21 protein-coding genes and 1 pseudogene are annotated in these 22,109 nt (G+C 50.6%); 17 read left to right on the top strand and 5 right to left on the bottom strand.

All coding sequences use genetic code 11. The features are described 5' to 3' along the window. Positions 1-49 precede the first annotated feature (49 nt). Positions 50-301, bottom strand: a complete 252-nt coding sequence (locus ACO0K8_RS07285; protein WP_422945990.1) for a hypothetical protein — start codon at positions 299-301, stop codon at positions 50-52. Between the two features lie 238 nt (positions 302-539). On the opposite strand from ACO0K8_RS07285, the gene ACO0K8_RS07290 reads away from it, so the two are divergent. Further along, positions 540-1,043 carry a hypothetical protein gene (locus ACO0K8_RS07290; RefSeq protein WP_422945991.1) on the top strand — a complete coding sequence of 168 codons (504 nt, stop codon included), beginning with the start codon at positions 540-542 and terminating at the stop codon, positions 1,041-1,043. Positions 1,044-1,059: 16 nt separating this feature from the next. On the opposite strand, the gene ACO0K8_RS07295 is transcribed toward ACO0K8_RS07290, so the two are convergent. Next, positions 1,060-1,284: a hypothetical protein gene (locus ACO0K8_RS07295; RefSeq protein WP_422945992.1), complete on the bottom strand. Its 225-nt coding sequence runs from the start codon at positions 1,282-1,284 to the stop codon at positions 1,060-1,062. Positions 1,285-1,397: 113 nt separating this feature from the next. Between ACO0K8_RS07295 and ACO0K8_RS07300 the strand changes: the two genes are divergently transcribed. From ACO0K8_RS07300 to ACO0K8_RS07360, 13 genes are all read left to right on the top strand, one after another. Next, positions 1,398-1,742 (top strand): DUF1840 domain-containing protein, encoded by a 345-nt coding sequence (locus ACO0K8_RS07300; RefSeq protein ID WP_422945993.1) that lies wholly within the window; start codon positions 1,398-1,400, stop codon positions 1,740-1,742. Positions 1,743-1,745: 3 nt separating this feature from the next. After that, the gene (locus ACO0K8_RS07305; protein WP_422945994.1) at positions 1,746-2,618 is read left to right on the top strand and encodes a lysophospholipase; all 873 of its coding nucleotides are present in this window, start codon (positions 1,746-1,748) and stop codon (positions 2,616-2,618) included. A gap of 167 nt (positions 2,619-2,785) precedes the next feature. After that, positions 2,786-4,225: a 16S rRNA (cytosine(967)-C(5))-methyltransferase RsmB gene (gene rsmB / locus ACO0K8_RS07310; RefSeq protein ID WP_422945995.1), complete on the top strand. Its 1,440-nt coding sequence runs from the start codon at positions 2,786-2,788 to the stop codon at positions 4,223-4,225. Positions 4,226-4,289: 64 nt separating this feature from the next. After that, positions 4,290-4,877: a DUF4390 domain-containing protein gene (locus ACO0K8_RS07315; protein WP_422945996.1), complete on the top strand. Its 588-nt coding sequence runs from the start codon at positions 4,290-4,292 to the stop codon at positions 4,875-4,877. Next, a complete protein-coding gene (locus tag ACO0K8_RS07320; RefSeq protein WP_422945997.1) occupies positions 4,874-7,228 on the top strand; it encodes an ATP-binding protein in 2,355 nt (784 codons plus the stop codon). Before ACO0K8_RS07315 ends, ACO0K8_RS07320 begins: the two co-directional genes overlap by 4 nt. A gap of 90 nt (positions 7,229-7,318) precedes the next feature. Next, the gene (locus ACO0K8_RS07325) at positions 7,319-8,044 is read left to right on the top strand and encodes a response regulator (protein ID WP_422945998.1); all 726 of its coding nucleotides are present in this window, start codon (positions 7,319-7,321) and stop codon (positions 8,042-8,044) included. A 9-nt stretch (positions 8,045-8,053) separates the two neighbouring features. Then, on the top strand, positions 8,054-8,419 hold the full coding sequence (locus tag ACO0K8_RS07330; RefSeq protein WP_422945999.1) for a GTPase: 366 nt from the start codon (positions 8,054-8,056) through the stop codon (positions 8,417-8,419). A 145-nt stretch (positions 8,420-8,564) separates the two neighbouring features. Then, a complete protein-coding gene (locus ACO0K8_RS07335; RefSeq protein ID WP_126127685.1) occupies positions 8,565-8,822 on the top strand; it encodes a BTH_I0359 family protein in 258 nt (85 codons plus the stop codon). Between the two features lie 181 nt (positions 8,823-9,003). Continuing rightward, positions 9,004-10,044: an adenosine deaminase gene (locus ACO0K8_RS07340; protein ID WP_422946000.1), complete on the top strand. Its 1,041-nt coding sequence runs from the start codon at positions 9,004-9,006 to the stop codon at positions 10,042-10,044. A 126-nt stretch (positions 10,045-10,170) separates the two neighbouring features. After that, positions 10,171-10,770: a methyl-accepting chemotaxis protein gene (locus ACO0K8_RS07345; RefSeq protein ID WP_422946001.1), complete on the top strand. Its 600-nt coding sequence runs from the start codon at positions 10,171-10,173 to the stop codon at positions 10,768-10,770. Next, positions 10,767-11,513 (top strand): MBL fold metallo-hydrolase, encoded by a 747-nt coding sequence (locus ACO0K8_RS07350; protein ID WP_422946002.1) that lies wholly within the window; start codon positions 10,767-10,769, stop codon positions 11,511-11,513. Before ACO0K8_RS07345 ends, ACO0K8_RS07350 begins: the two co-directional genes overlap by 4 nt. Positions 11,514-11,807: 294 nt before the next feature. Then, positions 11,808-12,155 (top strand): hypothetical protein, encoded by a 348-nt coding sequence (locus tag ACO0K8_RS07355; RefSeq protein ID WP_422946003.1) that lies wholly within the window; start codon positions 11,808-11,810, stop codon positions 12,153-12,155. Positions 12,156-12,286: 131 nt separating this feature from the next. After that, entirely contained in the window at positions 12,287-12,835 is a 549-nt protein-coding gene (locus ACO0K8_RS07360) for a GNAT family N-acetyltransferase (RefSeq protein WP_422946004.1), read from the top strand. 58 nt (positions 12,836-12,893) lie between these two features. On the opposite strand, the gene ACO0K8_RS07365 is transcribed toward ACO0K8_RS07360, so the two are convergent. Both ACO0K8_RS07365 and ACO0K8_RS07370 read right to left on the bottom strand, forming a co-directional pair. Beyond that, complete coding sequence (locus ACO0K8_RS07365) at positions 12,894-14,285, bottom strand: hypothetical protein (RefSeq protein WP_422946005.1); 1,392 nt, start codon at positions 14,283-14,285, stop codon at positions 12,894-12,896. A gap of 247 nt (positions 14,286-14,532) precedes the next feature. Further along, positions 14,533-14,997 (bottom strand): annotated as a pseudogene (locus ACO0K8_RS07370) (AAA family ATPase); the annotation flags it as partial. 462 nt (positions 14,998-15,459) lie between these two features. On the opposite strand from ACO0K8_RS07370, the gene ACO0K8_RS07375 reads away from it, so the two are divergent. After that, positions 15,460-19,071 (top strand): bifunctional diguanylate cyclase/phosphodiesterase, encoded by a 3,612-nt coding sequence (locus tag ACO0K8_RS07375; RefSeq protein WP_422946006.1) that lies wholly within the window; start codon positions 15,460-15,462, stop codon positions 19,069-19,071. Positions 19,072-19,165: 94 nt separating this feature from the next. On the opposite strand, the gene ACO0K8_RS07380 is transcribed toward ACO0K8_RS07375, so the two are convergent. Next, positions 19,166-19,456: a KTSC domain-containing protein gene (locus ACO0K8_RS07380; protein ID WP_422946007.1), complete on the bottom strand. Its 291-nt coding sequence runs from the start codon at positions 19,454-19,456 to the stop codon at positions 19,166-19,168. Between the two features lie 152 nt (positions 19,457-19,608). Here ACO0K8_RS07380 and ACO0K8_RS07385 point away from each other — a divergent pair, with 152 nt between their 5' ends. Together ACO0K8_RS07385 and ACO0K8_RS07390 are read left to right on the top strand one after the other, a co-directional pair. Next, positions 19,609-20,658, top strand: coding sequence for an oxidoreductase (locus ACO0K8_RS07385; protein WP_422946008.1), 1,050 nt, complete (start codon positions 19,609-19,611; stop codon positions 20,656-20,658). A 229-nt stretch (positions 20,659-20,887) separates the two neighbouring features. Beyond that, on the top strand, positions 20,888-21,823 hold the full coding sequence (locus ACO0K8_RS07390; protein WP_422946009.1) for a c-type cytochrome: 936 nt from the start codon (positions 20,888-20,890) through the stop codon (positions 21,821-21,823). Positions 21,824-22,109: the final 286 nt, after the last annotated feature.

The following is a 22,109-nucleotide window of genomic DNA, read 5'->3' on the forward strand; positions in this document are numbered from 1 at the left end:
GATTCTCATGTTAGTCATGAGGAGCTATAAAATGATGGAAATTGCGTGATTATTGATGATTAGCTTGCTTGGGCTTGAGCACGAACAGCAATACTACTAGCTTTATCAGCAAGAAGCCGATCAACAAAGTGAAAGCCAAAGGCAGTATGCTCAGTATCAAGGCTGCGGCCAGACATACCATGAGTAGCTTGGGCAAGGGTAAAGCCATTAAATACTGAAAAAATTGAGCAAGCAGGCCAAACAACTGCAGACTCGCCGTGCGCAAGCTGTTTATCAGTTCTGAGAGTGTGAGACGATTCATATTGTTCTCCTGTGAGCGTTAAATGAAAGTCGATTCCGGCGCAAGCGCTGTCGATACAGTCACTGTATGCGGATGCGAATGACGACGCCAGTGCACTGCGATCAATCGCAACAGGATGCGGGTGAATGGTTGCTTGGACGGATAAACGGTGCGATATCTGCGGGGTTTTTAGAACGAAATGCAGAGTTCGGGCGGAATAACATACAATGGCTCTCTCCTTATTTCTATATTTATCTCTGTGCAGACTTCTCTATTTAAATTCGCCGCCTTGGTCCTGACAATGACGCTGATGGCCTGTTCTCCTAAGTTTGACTGGCGCGAGGTGCGTGGTGTCGATGCGCCTTTCACTATTTTAATGCCGGCCAAAGCAGCCTCGTTTTCGCGCCTGATGGAACTCGATGGCGTCAATCTGAATTTGCAAATGACAGCCGCCGACGCCGGTGGGGTGAGTTTTGCGGTCGGTTACGCCAAAGTCACTGAGACCAGCAAAATACCCGGGGTTTTGGCAGCGATGCAAGCGGGTATGTTGAAAAATATTCAGGCCACTAGTAGCAAGTCGCGCCAACCAAATGGCAGCGAGATCGAGGCGCTTGGTCAATTACAGAATGGACAGGCGGTGAAATTGCTAGGACGTTTTGTGGCACGCGGTAATTGGGTGTATCAGGTGGTCATCATAGGCCCGGAAAAAACCTTGAGCGCCGAAGTCGTCGACACCTTCCTGACCTCGTTTAAACCTCAGTAAATCCAGGTGCCAGTGACTAGTCAACACTGCTTACAATCTTTTGATGTTTATTGGCGCCTTTATTACCCAATGGGGTGTAGGCGTTGCGATAGACTTTTTTTGCATTCAGGGCGGTGAGCATTTGCTCGCGATGCGCGCAAGTTTTGCAGTTTGTCTGGGTGTACAGCTGCTGGTGTTTGCCTTGTTTGTGTTTAGCCTTGTCAAGGCAATAGATTTCCATTGATTTTTTTGTGGTTTGCAAGCACCGGAACTCTCCTAGCCGCCGGTTTAAGGCTATCATTTAGTGAAATTGGCCGTTCTCAGTAGTAAGCCCAGCCGAGACTGCATCTGCTTCACCACCACAAAGGAGAGAAAATGTTAATCACTTTTACATCCAAGGCCGCCGCCGAAGTGACCATGTATAAAGAACATGCGCGTCGGGCTTTAGAATTACTCCATAAAAATGTCGACCGCGGTGTGCTGACCTTTGCCGAGACTGCTAACGCGATCAAGGTAATCGAAGAGGCGGTGGCGGAGAGCCGCGCTCATCCTATCAGCGAAGAGGTGTTGCACGATATTGAAGCGCATCCAGATGACGACGACAATGAACATGAACATGAAGCGGCGACCAAGGTCAGTTTTTCGGCACGGATGTTTCCCTTGCTGGATATGTTACGTGCGGCGCACAAGAATAAACATGATGTGATCTGGAGTGAGTAAGGAATGACCGCGCACATAGAAAATACCCGGGAATTTACTTTAAAGACTAGCGACGGCACCAAGCTGTTCGTGCGTGACTGGCCTTTGGCGGGCTCAGCCGCGCCGCAGGATGGGGTATTTATTATGCACGGACTAGGCGAGCATTGTGGTCGTTATGCCCATCTGGCACGGTTTTTTAACGCTCTCGGTTTTGTGGTGCGCACTTATGACCATCGAGGTCATGGACAATCTGGAGGCGCCCGCGGTGATGTGCCGGATACTGAAGCAGTATTGCGCGACGCACGGATGTTATTCAACGACTTCAGTAAAAATTTGCCAGCACCGCCTTTGCTCTTCGGGCACAGCATGGGCGGCCTGTTTGCGGCGCGCTTTGCCACCGCCGGCTTAGCACCGATACGGGCGCTGATCTTGTCATCACCGGCGCTGGCTCTGCACATGTCGGGTATACAGAGGGGCTTGCTGAAAGTGGCTAGTCTGGTGATCCCGGGTGTCGGAATACCGAACGGTCTGAAAACCACCTATCTATCGCATGATACTGAAGTGGTCGCCGCATACGAGAATGATTCTTTAGTACACGGCAAGATCAGCGCACGCCTGCTCAATTCGATGTTGCAAGCGGCGGAGTTTTCGCATCAGCATGCAGCGCAATTGACAATTCCGGTCTTATTGCTGGTGGCGCAACAAGATCATCTGGTCGACCCGAAAGGCAGTGCTGCCTTTGTCAAAAATCTGAACCCGGCACGCACCAAGGCGATTTTTTACCCAGATTTTTATCATGAAATATTTAATGAGCTGGATGCGACTCGGGTCTTTGATGATCTGCGAAGCTGGTTAGAACAGCAGCATTTCACTCCCTTGCTGGCCCAGTCTACCTAAGTGAAAGTAGTATCAAGTGAATTTGAACTGAGTTTCAATTGAGTTTGAACTTAGTTTGAACTTAGTTTGAACTGAGTTTGAAATGGTTCGTGCGCCTGTCAGGCTGTTACACTAGCGCCCTATCTAGGCAAGACTAGCAAATGCGCCGCTAAAACTTAAGAATGACTATGCAAACACCTTCAAGAAAAACCCTGACTAAGCCGAGTAACCCTAGCAAGGCAGCGAAACCGTCCAGTCAGGCTAAATCATTCAAGCCTGCCACTTCGGTCACGCAGTCACCGGCCGCTACTGCCGAGTTCAAAATGACCGAGATTAAAGCCGACTCTTTGGCCTTTAGCCTAGTCGGCGCTGCGCAAGCGGTCGCTTATGTGTTGGAAGGTATGGCCTTACCGCAGGCGCTGGCCAAGGTGTTTGCGCAAACTAATGCCTCACCGCAAGCACGCGGCGCGATTCAGGATATTTCGTATCGCAGCATGCGTCAGGTAGGCTGTGTCGATGCTCTGCTGACCTTAATGACAACCAAGCCACCTGAACCTCCTTTGCTGTACAGCTTAATGTGTTGTGCGCTGACCTTATTGGTCAAAGTGGAGGGCGAAGACGCGCCTTATGAAGATTTTATCGTGGTCGATCAAGCCGTTAACGCGGCAGCTTCTAGCCCGCACATGGTATTTGCCAAAGGTATGGTCAATGCGATACTGCGGCGCTTTTTGCGCGAGCAGACTAGCTTGCTGGCAACCGTGATGAAACAGCCGACCGCACTATGGAATTACCCGCAATGGTGGGTAGATCAATGCAAAGCGGCGTATCCACAGGATTGGCAAGCCATCTTGCGCGCCGGCAATCAGCCGCCGCCTTTGACGCTAAGGGTGAATCAACGTCAGATTTCTGTGGCAGATTATTTAGTCATGCTGGAAGCTGCGCAAATGGCCGCCACCCAGATCGGCCCTGATGCGGTGCGTCTGGTGAAACCAGTTCCTGTTCTTCAACTACCTGGATTTGAGCAAGGCCTAGTATCGGTACAAGATGCTGGCGCTCAATTAGCCGCCAGATTGCTTGATGTACAAGATGGCATGCGGGTCTTAGATGCCTGTGCGGCGCCGGGCGGGAAAACTTGCCATTTGCTAGAAATCGCCAATCTTGACTTGCTGGCCATCGATTCTGACCCTAAACGGGTAGAGCGTATCCATGAAAATTTGACCAGACTCAAACTCAGTGCCAATGTCAGGGCGGCTGATGCGGGTAAATCGAATTGGTGGGATGGACAGGCTTTTGACCGTATTTTGGCCGATGTGCCTTGTACCGCCTCTGGTGTAGTAAGGCGGCATCCGGATATACGCTGGTTACGCCGTAAGATGGATGCGGTGCAATTGGCGGCCTCCTCGGCACGTTTGCTGGATAATCTGTGGAATATGCTCAAACCCGGAGGAAAACTGCTGTTGGTGACTTGTTCTATCTGGCCTATGGAGTCTGAGGCTCAGGCTGCCGCGTTTGGCGTACGTCACGGCGCGCTGCGACTTGATGCGCCAGGGCAATTACTACCACAGTTGGATGGCAACAACGATCATGATGGCTTGTTTTACGCTTTGTTTCAAAAACCGGCGGTCTGAAACGGGTTTCCAGTTATCATGATGATCACCCCTACATGATATAGGCATCGCTTTTTATTTTCACATGCTCAGACGCCTCTTTACTTTTTTCCGTCAGATTTTGCTATTTGCTTCATTTGCTCTGCTCACGCTGCTATTGATGCCGCATGCGCAAGCCAATGAAGTGGACGTGACGACCGCAAAGATAGAGTCGTCTGAAGAAGGTTATCGCATTGTCGCCGCCTTTTCCTTTGAACTTAGTCATGGGCTGGAAGACGCCATCACGCGTGGCGTGCCTATGTACTTCACTACCGAAGTCGAGTTGACCAGACCGCGCTGGTATTGGCTGGATGAAAAAACCATACGTTCTCAGCAGACCGTCAGAATTGCCTACAACCTCTGGACCCGCCAATACACGGCCGCCATCAATGGCAGTCTGCAGCAAAATTTCTCACGCTTAGAAGACGCCATGGCTTTGGTGCTGCGACCACGCCGGTGGTTGGTGGCAGACAAAAGCGTGCTCAGTTCCGGCGCTAATTACAATGTGGCGGTGCGCCTGAAGCTCGATATTAATCAACTACCTAAGCCTTTTTTGATTACCTCCCTCAACAATAGTGACTGGCGCCTGTCGTCTGACTGGAAGCGCTTTACCTTTAAGGCTGACGATAAGTGACCAGGTTTTTACGGTATGCCTTAATTGTTGGTGGTGCTCTGATGAGCATCTTGCTCTTCTTCTTAACGTCTGCATCAGAGAATTCAGCCCGGTTTGCCCAATATTATGGTTGGCTACTCGGAGCCAATGCCCTAGTTGCTTTTGCTTTGCTAGGTTTGGTGCTGGCGCTGTTGTGGCGTTTATTTAGCCGCTACCGCACCCGTGAATTCGGTTCGCGTCTGATGACTCGCCTGGTACTGCTGTTTGCCTTAGTCGGGATCTTGCCAGGTGCGGTGATCTATGTGGTGTCGGTACAATTTGTCTCGCGCTCGATTGAATCCTGGTTTGATGTCAAGGTTGAATCGGCTTTGGAATCTGGATTAAATCTTGGTCACAGCGCCTTGGAATACACGCTGGCCGATCTGGAAAATAAGGCGCGTGATATGGCGTCACAATTGTCCGAGCCTTCCGAGATCTCCATGGCTTTACGGCTATCGCGCCTGCGTGAGCAAATGCAAGTGGAAGAAGCCAGCATCGTGAATGGTCGCGGACGTTTGATTACTTCGGCCAGTGCCAACTCCAGTGTCCTGGTACCAGAATTACCCACTCCCGCCATGATACGCCAGGCCAAAGTGGCCCGCGTATTTGCTGCGACCGAAGGCAATGCCGAGTTACGTGCGCCCGATCTCAAGATTGAGCCGAATAATGCGGGTGCGAGCCGCCCGGTATTGGCGGCAGAGCCGGCCAATGTGTTGCGCTCACGGGTGGTGGTGGCGTTGCAAGCCTCCAGCATAGGCTTATCTCTGCAAAATGAGACTATTTACCTGCAACTGATCCATCCTGTACCAGTCAGTTTAGCCAGCCATGCCGAAGCTTTGCGCAGTGCCTGGGGCGAGTATCAGGTACGCTCCTTAGGTCGTAGCAGTCTAAAGACCATGTATATTTTTACACTGACGCTGACTTTACTGCTGGCCATTTTTGCCGCAATTACCAGCGCCTTCCTGATTTCGGGTGAATTGGCGAGGCCCTTGCTGTTGTTGGCGGAGGGAACCAAGGCCGTGGCCGAGGGGAATTTATCGCCGCGCCCTATAGTGACCAGTTCCGATGAGTTGGGCAGCTTGACCCAGTCTTTCAATATCATGACACGTCAATTATTTGATGCCCGTGCCTCGGTAGAAAAGAATCGAAATGAACTGGAAAACGCCAAGGCCTACCTTGAGTCAGTGTTGGCAAATATGTCCGCTGGGGTGATGGTACTCGATCAAAGCGCTAAATTAGTCACCTGCAATGAGTCGGTAGAACGGATTTTACAGCGTAGTTTTGAATCGGAAATCGGCAAGCCTTTGGCAGAGATCGATGGCATGCAGACTTTTGCTGCGGCGATAGATCAAGCCTTTTCCGAGCAACATGCGCACTCGGCAGCGGGCGGCGAAGATGAAAATCAGCAGCATTGGCAACAGCAGATAGAAGTGCCTAGACCGCAAGCGACTAAGCACGATGATACGCATGGCGGGCTCATCAGCGCCGTGAATAATGAATCCGATCAACGCATCACTTTGCTGGCACGCGGCTCCCATTTACCAGTCGCTGCGGCGATCGGTTATGTGGTGGTGTTCGATGATATCAGCAGCATTATTTCGGCACAGCGCTCTATTGCCTGGGGCGAAGTAGCACGCCGTTTGGCGCATGAAATAAAAAATCCTCTGACACCGATACAATTATCGGCCGAACGATTGCAAATGAAATTGCAGGGCAAGCTAAGCGAGAGTGATATCTTGATGCTTAATAAGAGCACCAGTACTATCGTCAATCAAGTCACTTCGATGAAGCGCATGGTGGATGATTTTAGCGATTATTCCAGAACTCCTCCGGCGGTCTTAAACTCCTTAAACTTATCGGCCCTGATTGACGATGTATTGCATTTGTACATGGAAGGCGATGGTCGCGATGCGATTCACCTTAATCTGGCTCCCGCATTGCCAAATATCATGGGCGATGTCACCCAGTTGCGTCAGGTAATTCACAATCTTTTGCAAAATGCGCAAGACGCGGTCGCCGATAATGCCAAGTTGAATCAAGCGGCGCGGATTGATGTGGTGACTGAAATAGTCCGCTATACCAGTGCCGACAAAACCGACCGCTCGGCGGTTCGACTATCCATCATCGACAATGGGCCTGGATTTTCTAGCAAAATTTTGGCACGTGCCTTTGAGCCCTATGCAACTTCCAAACCGCGCGGTACCGGTTTAGGCTTAGCGATGGTGAAGAAAATCATCGATGAACATGGCGGTAGAGTCGATATTCAAAATCGTAGTGATACAAACGGTGCAAAAATATCGATTTTGCTGTTAAAGTTAGCACCGGATTCGTAGGACATCAGTATTTTTCTACTGATAAAAAAAATGGCGTCCGCAGAGACGTTTTATTTAAATATTATAATAAGCATGTAATAGGGTAGATTGATGGCAAACATATTAGTTGTAGATGACGAAATGGGAATCCGGGAGCTACTTTCGGAGATATTGGGCGACGAGGGACACGTCGTACAATTGGCAGAAAATGCACAGCAAGCACGCGCTGCGAGGTTGGAATCGCGACCGGATTTGGTGTTGCTCGACATCTGGATGCCAGATACGGACGGTGTAACATTGCTCAAAGAATGGCAGCGTGATGGCATGTTGAGTATGCCTGTCATTATGATGTCAGGTCATGCCACGATAGATACTGCAGTCGAGGCTACCCGTATCGGTGCTTTGAATTTTCTCGAAAAACCTATCGCTTTGCAAAAATTACTCAAAGCGGTACAGCAAGGACTTAGCCGTGGCAGCGAAGTTGCGCGCCCGGCGCCTGCTAGTTTGCCGACGGCGTCTGCAGAAATGCTCACAAATAACGCGGTGACGCATGCCTTTAGCAGCAATGCTGCTGGCTTCGAAACCAGGCAGTTTGCTAGCTCAGGCATACTGGCACCGGCCAGCAATAATCAATTCGCCAATTTGTCGTTTGAGTTGCCATTGAGAGAAGCCCGAGATGCGTTTGAACGCATTTATTTTGAATATCATCTGAACCGTGAGGGTGGCAGCATGACTCGGGTGGCAGAAAAAACTGGTTTAGAGCGTACCCATCTATATCGCAAGCTCAAACAATTAGGCGTGGAATCAGTAAAATACGCTAAACGCGGTGAATCATAGACCACAGACGTGGCAGCTTGTTTAGTAACATTAGTAAGCGGTGGCAGCTATACAGAAAGAGAAACTTGGATAGCCGCCGCCCTTACGCACGAACTTCCGCTACTGAGCATGGCGGCAATACTAGAAGGTCTTCCGGATGGTCAGCCATTGCTGTTGCCCGATCCCTTGCTTTCCTTATACAGAATCGCCCCCGGATGCATGTGTTGCATAGGCAATCTGGTGATGCGCGTAACACTTAATCGTATTCTTAAAAATCCGCCGGTGCGCCTTTATCTTGGCTTAGCCAATAATCAGCACATAAATAATTTAGTTTATTTTTTGCAGCAGCCTCCCTACAATGAATTAGTCGAGCTCGACCAGGACATCCGGATCTGATCCTGAATGTTCTGGCGGATTAAAGTTTTTTGTTTCCACACCGTAATTATCACTAAGCATCTTGAAATTGGCTCTCCAACGCACCATCTCAGAAACTAGCGATTGTTCAGGCTAAGCAAAGAAATTAATCAGGAAGGGATGCAAAATGAACCTTATTTACAATAGCGACCAATACAGCGTCGTCGAATATGGTGCCGATGTCGATCACGAAGCGCTGCGTTTTGGCGGCTACGAGATCACCGACAAATCGGTAAGGCGTGAATGGTTTATCGGCGGCTCTCTGGCGGAAAATTTTCGCAAAGATGTGCACGATTTGATCGCCGGCGAACCGAGTATAGAAGAGATTGATGAATTTTTAGGTCAGTTTGATCTGTATATGGCGCAATCCGTTCTGCTTCATTAAGCCCGCTTTTACCCATGTAATACTCGGATTCTAAGGTTTGTGATTTTTTCATTAGCGTCCGAGGCTTAGCTGTTCCTAACTTCAATTTCAAGCAACCTGCTCTTGGTTAAAATTGTGGGATTGCAGACTAAGCGCCATCAACGTACACTGAGTGTCTAATTATTAACAGGCGTTCAGTATCATGACTTCTCCCTTGCACGAATTTATACGCGGCCTGCCCAAGGCCGAATTACATTTGCATATAGAAGGCTCGCTTGAGCCAGAATTGATGTTTGCCTTGGCACAACGCAACGGCATACAGCTTCCTTATACCTCGGTAGAGCAAGTACGCGCGGCCTATGATTTTAGTGATCTGCAATCCTTTCTGGATCTATATTACGCGGGGGCGGCGGTGCTCCAGACTGAGCAGGACTTTTACGATTTGACGATGGCGTATATACAGCGCGCACTGGCCGATAATGTGCGGCATGTCGAATTATTTTTTGATCCCCAGACCCATACAGTGCGCGGCGTCGCGATGGCAACGGTGTTTGCCGGAATTGCCCGGGCCCTTCGTCAAGCACGTCAGGAGCATGATTTTTCTGGCAGCATGATACTGTGCTTTTTACGTCACCTCAGTGAAGAAGATGCTTTTGCTTGCTTAGCCGCGGCATTGCCCTTGCACGAAGAATATCAAGATCTGTGGAATGGCATAGGCCTTGATTCTGCCGAAGTTGGTAATCCACCAGAAAAATTTACCCGCGTCTTTGCGCAAGCTTCTCAGCTCGGTTTTCGTCTGGTGGCGCATGCTGGTGAAGAAGGCCCGCCTACGTATATCCATAGCGCGCTTGAAGAGTTAAAGATAGAGCGTATCGATCATGGGGTGCGTGCCGAGGAAGATCCTGTTTTAATGGCTGCATTAATTCATAGTCAGATGCCACTGACGGTATGCCCACTGTCGAATTTAAAATTGCGCGTGGTGCAGGATTTGCGCCAACATAATTTAGCCAGAATGCTGCGCGCTGGCGTCTGCGTTACCATCAACTCGGATGACCCGGCTTATTTTGGCGGCTACATGAATACGAATTTCATCGCCAGCGCCGATGCTCTCGATCTTAACCATGCTGAATTAGTTCAGTTGGCGAAAAATAGCTTTTGCGCCTCCTTCGCGAGTGCCGAACAAAAGCAGAGTTGGCTGGATGAATTAGCGCAATATGCAACAAGGTCTGAATCTGTTGTTTGACTAGTGCTTACCTATGCCGGTATTTAATTGGCAATTCAACTAGGTGATTTAAATCCTTGATCAGTGTCAAAGACAGGCCTGATCAAGCAGCGTAATACTTCTAGAATTGACTACGCGGAGTATCTTATGAGTAAGCACGATCAACTTCTCAGTTTACACCGCGCGGTCTCTATCAACGAGAGTCTCAAGCAAGTCATCGAGATTTCTGGCCAAATCAATATCGTTGCCATGAATGCGATTTTGATTGCCAAACGCGCCGGTCCACAGTCCGCCGGATTTAGAGTGGTAGCGATGGAGTTACGGCTCTTTAGTCAAAAAATCGAAGAATTAATGGGTTTTCTCGGGGGGCTGATTTTTCATTTAGTGCACCGGGTCGCCGAACTGCGCAAACTTGAAAAGCGTCTGAGCTTGCTGAGTCACACTATGTCAAAAAATACAGAGTCAGAACAGCGGCTGACGCACAGTTTCCAACAAAAGCGCACCGTGTATACCGAAAAAAGGGAGCTGGCACAGACCGACTGGGAACAATTAGAAAAAGAAATTCGCAGGTCGGTTGCGCTCTGCAGTGCGGGGTCCATGTTGTCGCACAATGGCCGTATCGAAGCTGCCTATGGCGGCAACATGCTGGCGGACATGCAGCAAGTGGCTGGCCGTATTGAAGATATTATGGGGCAAGTGATTACGACCTTAAAGCATCTGAACGCCACCTTGAGAAGCGAGTCATGAAAAAAATCCAATATCTGTACGAAAAAGGCGATCATAAATGGGCCGTAGTGACACGTGATCCGGATAAACCAGATTATTTAATCGACACCAATGAATATCTGATTATTCAAGGAAATAAGGCGATACTCACCGACCCTGGTGGTTCCGAAATCTTCCCAGAGGTCTTCTCTGCCATTAATACAGAATTTGATGCGCGTAGCATCACCGCCTTGTTTGCCTCGCATCAGGACCCCGATGTGATCTCCTCGCTGGGTTTATGGCTAGATTTCAATCCCGACTTGAAATGTTATCTGAGTTGGTTATGGGGATCTTTTGTGCCGCATTTTGGCGGCAATGCCAGCACCTTTATCAATTTGCCAGACAGCGGAGGCGAGATAGCGCTCGGTAATCTCTTGCTGCAAGCGATACCGGCCCATTATCTGCACTCCTCCGGCAACTTCAATCTTTATGATCCGCTCGCCAAAATGCTGTTTTCTGGCGACATCGGTGCAGCGCTATTGCCGCCCGGTGAAGATGCTTTGATCGTCAAAAATTTTGATCAGCATATTCGCCATGCACGCGGTTTTCATCAACGCTGGATGGGCTCTAACGAAGCCAAACTGGATTGGTGCCAAAGAGTGCAATCTATGCAGATAGATATGCTATGCCCGCAACATGGCGCAATTTATCAAGGAGAGGACGTGGCGCGCTTTATTAATTGGTTTGCCGAGTTGCCGGTAGGCTCAGGTATACGCCGCGACTGATCTAGCTGTTACGCAACGCGGGTTTAGCCTGCGCGCTCCGTTTTTATAAATAGTCGGACAAATTTCCCAGAGTCGGCTATGATAAATCGTCACCGACGTTCGTCATAAGCGTTCGTAACACCATGCTGCAGCGATGCAGCGTCACACTGGCGGATATTTATTGCTGTTTGGCATGTCCCGCTATCCTGTTGTTTAATCTCAGTCAAAACTTTATGAGTCGCATAGGTACAACGCACATTTCCGTATAGTTCCGACGCGCTAGTGCGTCGGACAGCTTTTTTAAAGGAGCTAACGATGGACACTTGGAACGACGTGCCACACTTTGCATTTGACCAAGATTTTGCCGAAGGTTTCATAGGCAAATACTTGCTGGTAGGGATCACCCGCACTGGCAACAAGGGAAAAGTACTTTCACAACAGCAACTTCACGGCATCATCGTCAACGCCACCGCTCAGGGTATAGAGCTAGAACTCGGTGGTGTACACGAGGGCAAGACCTGGCGTATGCCGCCCATACTCGAAGAACTAGCCCCTGCCAGACGCGGTAAATACGAACTCAAAACCACCGGCGAGGTGGTCGAAGATCCCGACTTTACCTTCACCTTAACCATGCCTACTACCCGCGCTGCCGCTTATCAATAAGCAGCCAGATCAGTGCGCGGCGCTTTTCTGCGCACTGATGTTCTTGTTTGTTTAGGTAATATATCAGCGAGTTGTGCATAAATCAGGCGGGCGTGGTCAAATACAGGCTTGATCATTTTTAATATGCCAACATGACAGAGCAAGCGCACACCTCTTCCACCTTAAGTTATCGACTAGCCGTAAGCGACGATGCCGCCGCGATTGCGCGTCTGGTCAACAGTGCCTACCGTGGCGACTCTAGCCGCCAGGGGTGGACTACCGAAGCCGATTTATTAGAAGGCGATCGCATCAACGCCGATCAGGTGCGTGAGCTGATACTGGCGGACGAATCCCTGATTTTGCTGTGCCAGCAAAATCAGCAAGCAGAATTGTCCGGTTGCGTGCATTTGCAAAAAACCGAAAACGCCGCGTATCTGGGCATGTTCGTGGTCAAGCCCACGCAACAAGGCAGCGGCATAGGCAAGCAATTTATGCAGGCGGCCGAGACGCTGGCGCAGCAAAGCTGGCAGGTGCAGACCATCTGGATGACTGTAATCACGCTCAGGCACGAGTTAATCACGTATTACGAACGCCGTGGTTATCGTCGCACCGGGCAGTTTAAACCCTTCCCTAGCGAGATCAGCAAAGAAGTCATGCTGGTGCCAGATCTACATTTTGAAGTGCTAGAAAAACGCCTGTAATTCTATTTTGTAAGTGCTTACTCTGGCGTTGGCACTTATAAAACAAGTATACTTTTTTTCAGGCCTGCTGCTCCAGTAGTCCTGAAATATGCGCGACCCCAGCCAGCAAGCGCTCATCTGGGATGCTGTAGACCGGTGCAAAACCACCGCCGGGGGTACGGAAATTCGTGGTCTGCCCCTGATAGGTACGCGCGGCACTCCATTGCACCTTACCCTGATAGGTGTAAAAGCGCAGATCAAATTTGAGTTGCGCTGGCTGTTGTATGCTGCCAGTCACCCGTTCGCCTGGCGCCACGATGGCCTGGGCAATGTACTCGCCCGCCAAAATTTCTTCCCAGACCCGTTTGGTTAATTTGTCGCCGCGATACGCGGCACGTCCACCGTAACCGGCATGCGGTTTAAAAAACAAGTGTCGCCGCTGCGCCCACAAGCGCTCGGCATGCTCGGGTTTGACTTGTTCGGTATGCGGAATATTCTCTAACAGAATTTTTTGCACCTCGGGCGCGACCCCGAGTTCTTGCAAACGCTGCGCATCGCTCAGCAGTGCCAGATTGCGCTTGTCGGCGTACAGCGCATGCGCTTGCGGATGTGGCGTCAAGAGCACCGCATCGGCCAGATAGGCGCTGCGCAAGGCGGCGCTGGCGGGCGCTTCCAGCAAAAAATCGGTAAGACGGTTATACACCAGATCGATTTGTAACTCTCCATGCCACAAATACCCATCGCGCCACTCTAGCTCAGCCGGAGCGACGATTACCGCCTGCCAACCCTGTCTTTGAAATAATTGCTGAAATAAAAGAAATTCGGGATACAGATATTGCTGCTGCGGCGCTTCATCCACAATCGCGATACTGCGCAAAGGTCTATCTTGCTCAGCTAACTGCCACTCATGCAAGAACATGGCGACGATCTCAGCTTCAAACGCCTGCGCCGTCGCCGTATCGAAGACGATGTCCTGCATAACGGCGCAACAGGCATGCTGGGCGCGCGCCAATAGCGCATTGAGCATCGCACCGCCGGCATTAGTATTGATCTCGATCAGCGCGATGCGCTCGGCATTGACATGAAAATCGTAGCCAAAGAAAACACCTCTGGCACCACGTGGCGTATGTCTGGCGATTTCGGGTGCATAGTCCAGTACTGCGGCGCGATAGGCCGGCAGCGCCACCACGCTTTCGATTGCCTGCACCACTTGCGCGATTCTTTCGGCCTGGCTGCTAGAGATAAACACCGGCCGCGCCGAGAACAGATGAGGGCAACGCTCGCTGATCAAGGCAAAAATGTTTTCTGCACCAGGCAGTGTCAGCTCGTCTTGCAGCGCCTGTTCTAGCGCCCCCTCTTGCAGACTGATACAAAAGCACTGCTCATTGAGTAGCTCTATCGCCATCCCAGCATGGTTACTGCCGCAATGCGTGCTAGTAGCCGCGCAATCAGGTTTACTCGGATCGCTCATGTTTTATCCATCTCGAATGTTGATCTGCTACGCCAGTAACCAGTCTGCCAACGCAGACTAGACTCTACATAGGGCCAGATGAACATTTCACAAGCACCCCCGCCAACGCGCATATCCGCTGCGGGTTTCCAGGCATGCTGGTCTGCAAGCCGCAGCGGATATGCGCAGTGGCAGGGTGGTGTTTTGAAACGCCATACGGCGGTGGTTCTGTGGTAATTGACACCTTACTAATGACGACTTACCGCCTTTATACCCGCGCACAGTTCACCACCCTTATATTGAAAGCTTCATGCTCTGCAGGTGCTTGAAAGTAGCTGCTGATTGTGTGAAAAATTTCTGCAGTGTCAAAAGCAGCACGCTCCGGTTGTTGCTCTCGTCGTTGCGCGATTTGCTCTAGACATTGGGTATCGCTAACGTCTAAGTAGATAAGTTGATGTGGTATGTCATCCTCTGAAAAAAGCTCTGTAAACCAAGCTCTTTGCTTGACAGTATTCCCGGGGAAATCCATCACGACAGACACGCCCGACTTCAACACACTCTGTACATGTTTTTTTAAGAGCGGCTTGAGACGAGCTGAGTAAGCCAGATAGTCGCTAATACTCTTGATCTCTTCCGGATAAAGCGCTGCCAGCCACTCATCTTCAGACATGAGAATTGCGCCCATTTCAGCGGCCACCTCCTGTGCCTTGGTGGACTTCCCAGCACCCATTTTCCCGCAAAAAAAAAACTAGAGTTCCTTTATTTTTCATCGTTTACACCTTGGTATAACGCAGAGCTAACTGGCGCTTAGCTTCTGAATCGATTGTTGAGCAATAGGCGAGCTGCATATTAAGTGCGGTAGCTTCTAATTGCAGGAACTGTCATCGCGATTGTACAAAGAAATAGAAGCACACAACATTTAAGCACCAATTCAATTAATGACTGACACGCTTTAGCTAGTCATGCGTCCTAGTTATTTACCCTTTTAAGCATATAAGTCGTGATTCCAGTCCCCCGTGCAAACCGGATGGTGGTTTATTCGGAACTTAAGCAAAAATTTCTTCAGAACACAAATGCAGCCTAATTGAGACAAAAACGTCCTACTAAACTATGCATTTCGATATACTCAAGCGATAAAAATTTCAAATAGATCAAGTTTACCTACGTTCGCGCATTATTCTATTGAGTGAATTGCATGGATCCAGGCATAGAGACGAATCGAAATAAGGCGACCATGGTGGAAATAACAGAGCAACTTAGCGATAAGCGCTCCCTTCCTAGTATTCGTACCAAGCTCACACTAGTTATGCTGGCTTGTCTGATCCCATCAGTAATCGGATTCTCTTTACTCATTCATCACTTTTACAATCGAGAGCGTGCCCAGATCAAGCAAGATACGATCATCACTGCCCGCGCCTTGGTGCTGGCAGTCGATAGAGATTTGAACAGTGCAAAAATGACGACCCAAGCACTGGCAACCGCGCGCACGATTGCCACACACGACTTCGCCGCGTTTTATACACGCGCTAAAAGCGTGTTGAACGACGAATTTCCCGGTTTTTCCTTTGTGCTCAGCGACACCACTGGTCAGCAGCTGCTCAACACGCTTCGTCCATACGGCCAAGTCTTGCCACGCCACGGCAATCCGGATCAACTACGACAGGTCTTCGAGACCGGCAAACCTGTGATTTCCGATGTCTATATTGGTGGTGTATTGGGCCGTCCACTCATCAGCATCGACGTGCCGGTATGGCTAGACGATAAGGTGGTTTATGACCTGTCCGTTGGCATTCTTCCTGAACGCTTGGGCAAAATTCTCACTGAACAGCGATTACCTGCCGATCGTATCGTGTCAATTTTTGACAGCAAGGGCGTGATTGTCGCTCGTTCGCATTCGCCCGAAAAATTCATCGGTAAGAAAGGTGCAGCTGCACTGATCGACCGTTTGCGCGAAGTTAACGAGGGCGAGATAGAAGTGACGAGCTTGGAAGGTATTCGGGTCTATTCCGATTTTAGCCGCTCACCGAGCTCAGGCTGGGCCGTTGCGATCGGTGTGCCGCGAAGTACGGTTCTGACAGAATTACTGCAGTCGATTGTTTGGATCACTGCATTGGTGGCAGCCTTGCTGGCCTCAGGATTTATTTTCGCCTGGAAATTTGGTACAACAATCAGCCGCTCCGTCCATGCACTAGCTTCGAGTGACGGTGAGGAGATGCGTATGTATCCCATGTCGTTCAGGGAAGCCGACGAAGTAGCAGTGGAGTTATTGCGTAACCAACGCAGCCTTGAAAAATTAATTGATGAACGCACCGCCGAGTGCGATCTGCTAGAACAGCGTGTCATTGAGCGGACCAGCGAACTGAGAGAGACACTAAATTTCAACGAGACGATACTGCTCCACTCGCCGTTGCCGATGGGGGTGTATGCCGCCAGTGGTCAATGTGTAGTCGCCAACGACGCCTATGGCAAGTTGGTTGGCACCACACGTGAAGTTTTACTAAAGCAGAATTTTCATGACATCGTCGCAATGCAAAAATCAGGTCTGCTCGATGACTGCCTGACGGCACTGGCGCAGCAAGTGCCCAAGGAGCGCGAGGTGCATACCGTCACTTCTTTTGGCAGGAACATCTGGATCGCATGTCAGATTGTGCCTATGAAAATCAAAGGTGAGCAACATCTGCTGATGCAATTTTACGATCTGACTGAGCGCAAATTAACCGAAGAGAAGGTTCGCACTGCAAGCACCCTTCTGGAGGAACGTGAACGTTTCATTCGGGCTGTGACCGACAATTTACCTGGGCTGATTGCCTATTGGGATACCGAGTTGCACTGTCGGTTCGCCAATCAAGCGTATCTAGAATGGTATGGCAAAACGACAGAAGAAATGTTAGGGATACGTATCCAAGATTTTCTGGGCGCCAAATTGTATGAATTGAATGCACCATATCTGCGACGGGCTTTGGGTGGCGAACGGCAAAATTTTGAAAGAACCTTAACCAAGTTATCAGGTGAAATAGCGCAAGTATGGGCAAACTATATTCCCGATGTGGACGCCAACGGCAATGTAAAAGGCCTTTTTGTACTAGTCACTGACATCACTGTGCTGAAACAAGCGGAACAGGAACGGCGCATTGCCGCTACAGCCTTTGACTCAAGAGAGGCAATGATGATCACGGATGCGAATATGCGCTTCCTGCGGGTGAACCGGGCATTTACCGAAACCACCGGCTATACGCCCGAAGACATCGTAGGCCAGACGCCGCGCATACTAAAGTCCGGACGTCATGATCAGGCTTTTTATGCGGCGATGTGGGACAGTATTAATGGTAGTGGATCATGGCAAGGCGAGATATGGGATCGCCGCAAGAATGGAGAAATTTTTCCTAGCTGGCTCACCATTACTGCTGTGAAGAATGACCTTGGCAATATCAGCCACTTCGTTGGCACGCAAACTGACATTACGGAACGTAAGGCTGCCGAAGAAGCAATTAGTCACTTGGCTTTCTTTGATTCACTGACCGGACTGCCAAACAGACGGATGTTGATGGATAGACTACATCAAAGCCAGGCAACCAGCGCACGCACCGGACGCGAAGGCGCGCTGATGTTCATAGACATGGACAACTTCAAGACACTCAACGATACCCTAGGACATGATAAAGGCGACTTGCTGCTTCAAGCGGTAGCGAAGCGTCTGCTGGAATGCGTCCGTGAATGCGATACCGTCGCCAGATTAGGGGGCGATGAGTTTGTCGTCATGCTCGAAGAGCTGAGCGACAATACAGAATTGGCGGCCAAACAAGCCGAAAGCGTAGGCGAAAAAATTCTGAAAGCACTGAATCAAGTCTATGATCTTGCCGGGCACCCGTATCACAGCACACCTAGCATAGGGGTAACGCTTTTTGCCGATCACAAAGACAGCAATGACGCCTTGCTGAAACGGGCCGATTTTGCCATGTATCAGGCCAAGTCGGCAGGGCGCAATACACTGCGCTTCTTCGATCCAAAAATTCAAGATATCATCACCTCTCATGCGACTTTAGAAGCCGAGTTCCGTCTGGGTTTGCAGCGCAAGGAATTTGTTCTCTACTATCAGGCACAAGTAGATCAAAAGGGCCGCGTCACCGGTGTCGAAGCGCTGGTGCGCTGGCAGCATCCGCAGCGCGGCATGCTGTCACCAATGAAATTCATTCCTCTTGCCGAAGAAACTGGGCTGATCCTGAACTTGGGCCAGTGGGTGCTGGAAACGGCATGCGCACAAATGGCCGACTGGGCAGCGCATCCGGAAGCCGCAGATCTGAGCATCTCAGTCAATGTCAGCGCCATGCAATTCCGCCGACCTGACTACGTAGAGCTGGTGTTGGCGGCTCTCGATAAGAGCGGTGCCGATCCGCACAAACTTAAATTGGAGATTACTGAAAGCTTGCTGCTGCACGACGTCGAAGACACGATATTGAAAATGACCGCCTTGCAAGCTCACGGAGTCAGCTTTGCCTTGGACGACTTTGGTACTGGTTATTCCTCATTAACTTATCTGAAGCGGTTGCCACTCGATCAGTTGAAGATAGATCAGTCGTTTGTGCGTGACGTCCTTACCGACCAAAATGACGCAACCCTTGCCCGTACCATCATTGCATTGGGCCAGAGTCTGGGGCTTGCGGTAATCGCGGAGGGCGTGGAAACCGAGGATCAGCGACAATTTCTATTCAATCATCATTGCCACGCCTACCAGGGTTTTTTGTGTAGCCCGCCCTTAGCCTTGGCGGAGTTCGAGCAGTTCATTAAACGCAATTTAGTGAGCACGTGACAGGATATCGGCCTGCAGGCCGCAGCGGATATGCGTGTGCATTTTTGGGAGCTTCTAAAAATCCCATACTCGTGCGTAAGGAGAGCACTACCGGCTAGCCCTTCTGGCTGTCGGTATCAACATCAGCATCAGGAGTTTTAAATAAATCATCGAGCGCCGCGGGCCGCGCCTGCTTGCCTGCTACGCCACGCCGGCCAGTGAATTCGTCTTCAATGTTATCGCGATAAAAACTCCACGCCGCCGCCGAGCTAGCTAAGCGTCGCCACACTTCTGGCCCGACCGCCGCATACTCAATCGCACTGCCATCGTCCAATTCCACCCGCAGCACGCGACTGCGCGCCTCGTAACCGATAGCGCGCAACTTGCCTGCGTTGATACGTTTCATGTCCATCTTCTCTCCTGATCTGCGCTTCGCACTATTGGCGACTGATTGGCTACGGACTAGCTAACGCGGTGCTATTTTGATTTTAGCAAAAAATTGAAATGTTCTATACTGCACCGCCAGATCATCCTGCGTAATTTTTAGAAAACCCGCTCATGAAAACTCATATTAAAGTCGGCATCGTCGGTTACGGCTACGCTGCTGCCACCTTTCACGCACCGCTGATCGCTGCAGTACCCGGCCTGGAGCTGGTGGCTGTTGCCAGTAGCGATGCCGCCAAAGTGCATGCGGCCTGGCCGCAGGTGGCGGTGTGCGCCAGCGCTTCAGACTTGTTCGCACGCGAGGAGATTGATCTGGTGATACTCCCTACTCCCAACGACACCCACCATGCGCTGGCAAGGCTGGCGCTGGCGGCCGGTAAGCATGTGGTGGTGGATAAACCGTTCACGCTCACCAGTGCAGAGGCGCGCGATCTGATGGTGTTCGCCGAGGCACAGCAAAAGTTCTTATCGGTGTTTCATAACCGCCGTTGGGATGCCGATTTTTTGACTGTGCAAAAGTTATTCGCATCCGGTCAGCTAGGCAGAGTCACCCATTTTGAATCGCATTTTGATCGCTATCGACCCAATGTGCCACAGCGCTGGCGTGATGGTGCCGGCGCTGGCAGCGGCTTGTGGTATGACCTGGGCCCGCATTTAGTCGATCAGGCGCTATGCCTGTTTGGCCAGCCGCAGAGCATCTGGCTCGATCTCGCCAACCAACGCGATGCTGCGCTCACGGACGATTGGTTTCACGCCGTTTTGCGTTACGGCGAACTGCGTGTGATTCTGCATGCCAGCGCGCTGGTAGCCCATCAGGGGCCGCGCTTTGTGATGCATGGCACGCAAGGCAGCTACACCAAATTTGGCTTAGATACGCAAGAAGCGGCGCTCAAAACCGGGGCCCGTCCGGTTCAGCCGGATTGGGGCATAGACAGCCAGCCCGGTCAGTTAGACTTGCTGCGTGGCAGCTGGATGCAGCAATCCACACTAAGCAACGAAACCGGTGACTATCCGCAGTTTTACCGTGCCATGCGTGATGCCATCTGGCATGGCGCGGCGACGCCAGTGGCGGCTAGCGAGGCGCTGCAGGTGATGCAATTGCTAGAGCTAGGCCAGCAAAGTGCCGCCCAAGGACGCGTAATGCCGATCGCCGCCGGCGATTGAGCTAGTGCCTGTCGCGCGTGCTTAGTCCGCACAGCGCGCATTTGCAATACCCAAACCGTCTGCGCAATATCCATGCGACTGGTGGCAGCATATTGGCCTGCAGAGCGCATGGGCTATGTGTATGCGCTTTAAAAAATGCGATCTGTCAGCACCGGGCAGCTTTAAAAAATGATTTTTTAGAATAGGCTTTTATGTAATACTTGATGTTCTATCATCCACTTTGACGACTATGAAAACTTCCAATAAAAGCTATATTTTGATAGCAATAGGCATGTTTCTCACGGCTGTTTTTAGCGTGGTTTTTCTGTTCAAACATGGTTCGCCAGGGGATGAGCCTGTGGCCCAGGCCAGCACCCAAAAAGTGGCGGAAAACGCAGCGGGCGCAATCGCCATTACGGCTAACACTGCTAACATTGCCAGCTCTTTTCCTATCCAGATGCCGGACGACAGCAGCCTCCCCAAAGCTGAAATGGGAGAGGCGATTAAACTTGGTCGCAACCTGGTCCTAAATACGCAAAAATTTGCCAAGGCCTATGTTGGCAATGGCTTAAATTGCAGTTCATGTCATTTGAATGGTGGCACGGTCGCCGGAGCCGCGCCATTTGTCGGCTTGTGGGGCGTGTTCCCGGAATACCGCAGCCGGACCGCGGCCATGGGTTCTCTGCAAGCGCGCATCAATGATTGTTTTCAACGCTCCATGAACGGCAAGGCTTTGCCGCATGACAGCGTAGAAATGAATGCGATGTTAAGTTATATCTGGTGGTTATCCAAGGGCGTGCCTACCGGCATGAGCTTGAATGGGCGCGGCTTTAAACCAGTGAAATCAGACCAGGCACCGGATCTGGCACACGGCCAGCAAGTGTACCTGGCAAAATGCGCTTCTTGCCATAGCGAAAAAGGCGAAGGCAAGCAACAGGCCGATGGCGGATATTTATTTCCTGCGTTGTGGGGCGATCGCTCTTTTAATATCGGTGCCGGTATGGCGCGCTTAAATAATGCTGCCGCGTTTGTAAAAGCGAATATGCCACTGGGCCAGGGCGGAACACTTTCTGATCAAGACGCGATTGATGTTGCCGCTTTTTTTACCACGCAAAGCCGACCTGATTATGCAGAGAAGTCGCAAGATTGGAGTAAAGGCGGTAAGCCGAAAGACGCCCGCTATTAGTCTGCAAAGCCGGTTTTATCTTAATTATCTCGTTCAAGCAAAAGGGAACTTCTAAAAACCCGTTAATCGGGATGCAACGCTGCGACGCGTCCGAGTATAGGGTTTTTAGAAGTTTCCAAATCGTTTGCGCAATCTGTATGCGCCTCGCGGCGGCATACTGGCCTGCAGGCCGCATCGGATATGCGTGTAGGGTTTTGAAATTGAGCGATGCTCGACTCAAAAAATAATCGAAACTCCCTTTGATTGCTTGGATTGAGGCTAGCATAGCAGGCATAGCCAAAAGACT

The organism is Undibacterium sp. Ren11W, from assembly GCF_049340485.1.
Taxonomy (GTDB): domain Bacteria; phylum Pseudomonadota; class Gammaproteobacteria; order Burkholderiales; family Burkholderiaceae_D; genus Undibacterium.

Bases quoted from the DNA above. Each gene is read 5' to 3' on its own strand.
- ACO0K8_RS07300 (WP_422945993.1), top strand. From the start codon at position 1,398: ATGTTAATCACTTTTACATCCAAGGCCGCCGCCGAAGTGACCATGTAT.
- ACO0K8_RS07340 (WP_422946000.1), top strand. From the start codon at position 9,004: ATGACTTCTCCCTTGCACGAATTTATACGCGGCCTGCCCAAGGCCGAA.
- ACO0K8_RS07350 (WP_422946002.1), top strand. From the start codon at position 10,767: ATGAAAAAAATCCAATATCTGTACGAAAAAGGCGATCATAAATGGGCC.
- ACO0K8_RS07360 (WP_422946004.1), top strand. From the start codon at position 12,287: ATGACAGAGCAAGCGCACACCTCTTCCACCTTAAGTTATCGACTAGCC.
- ACO0K8_RS07335 (WP_126127685.1), top strand. From the start codon at position 8,565: ATGAACCTTATTTACAATAGCGACCAATACAGCGTCGTCGAATATGGT.
- ACO0K8_RS07390 (WP_422946009.1), top strand. From the start codon at position 20,888: ATGAAAACTTCCAATAAAAGCTATATTTTGATAGCAATAGGCATGTTT.
- ACO0K8_RS07315 (WP_422945996.1), top strand. From the start codon at position 4,290: ATGCTCAGACGCCTCTTTACTTTTTTCCGTCAGATTTTGCTATTTGCT.
- ACO0K8_RS07285 (WP_422945990.1), bottom strand. From the start codon at position 301: ATGAATCGTCTCACACTCTCAGAACTGATAAACAGCTTGCGCACGGCG.
- ACO0K8_RS07325 (WP_422945998.1), top strand. From the start codon at position 7,319: ATGGCAAACATATTAGTTGTAGATGACGAAATGGGAATCCGGGAGCTA.
- rsmB (WP_422945995.1), top strand. From the start codon at position 2,786: ATGCAAACACCTTCAAGAAAAACCCTGACTAAGCCGAGTAACCCTAGC.
- ACO0K8_RS07385 (WP_422946008.1), top strand. From the start codon at position 19,609: ATGAAAACTCATATTAAAGTCGGCATCGTCGGTTACGGCTACGCTGCT.
- ACO0K8_RS07305 (WP_422945994.1), top strand. From the start codon at position 1,746: ATGACCGCGCACATAGAAAATACCCGGGAATTTACTTTAAAGACTAGC.
- ACO0K8_RS07380 (WP_422946007.1), bottom strand. From the start codon at position 19,456: ATGAAACGTATCAACGCAGGCAAGTTGCGCGCTATCGGTTACGAGGCG.
- ACO0K8_RS07365 (WP_422946005.1), bottom strand. From the start codon at position 14,285: ATGAGCGATCCGAGTAAACCTGATTGCGCGGCTACTAGCACGCATTGC.
- ACO0K8_RS07345 (WP_422946001.1), top strand. From the start codon at position 10,171: ATGAGTAAGCACGATCAACTTCTCAGTTTACACCGCGCGGTCTCTATC.
- ACO0K8_RS07355 (WP_422946003.1), top strand. From the start codon at position 11,808: ATGGACACTTGGAACGACGTGCCACACTTTGCATTTGACCAAGATTTT.
- ACO0K8_RS07375 (WP_422946006.1), top strand. From the start codon at position 15,460: ATGGATCCAGGCATAGAGACGAATCGAAATAAGGCGACCATGGTGGAA.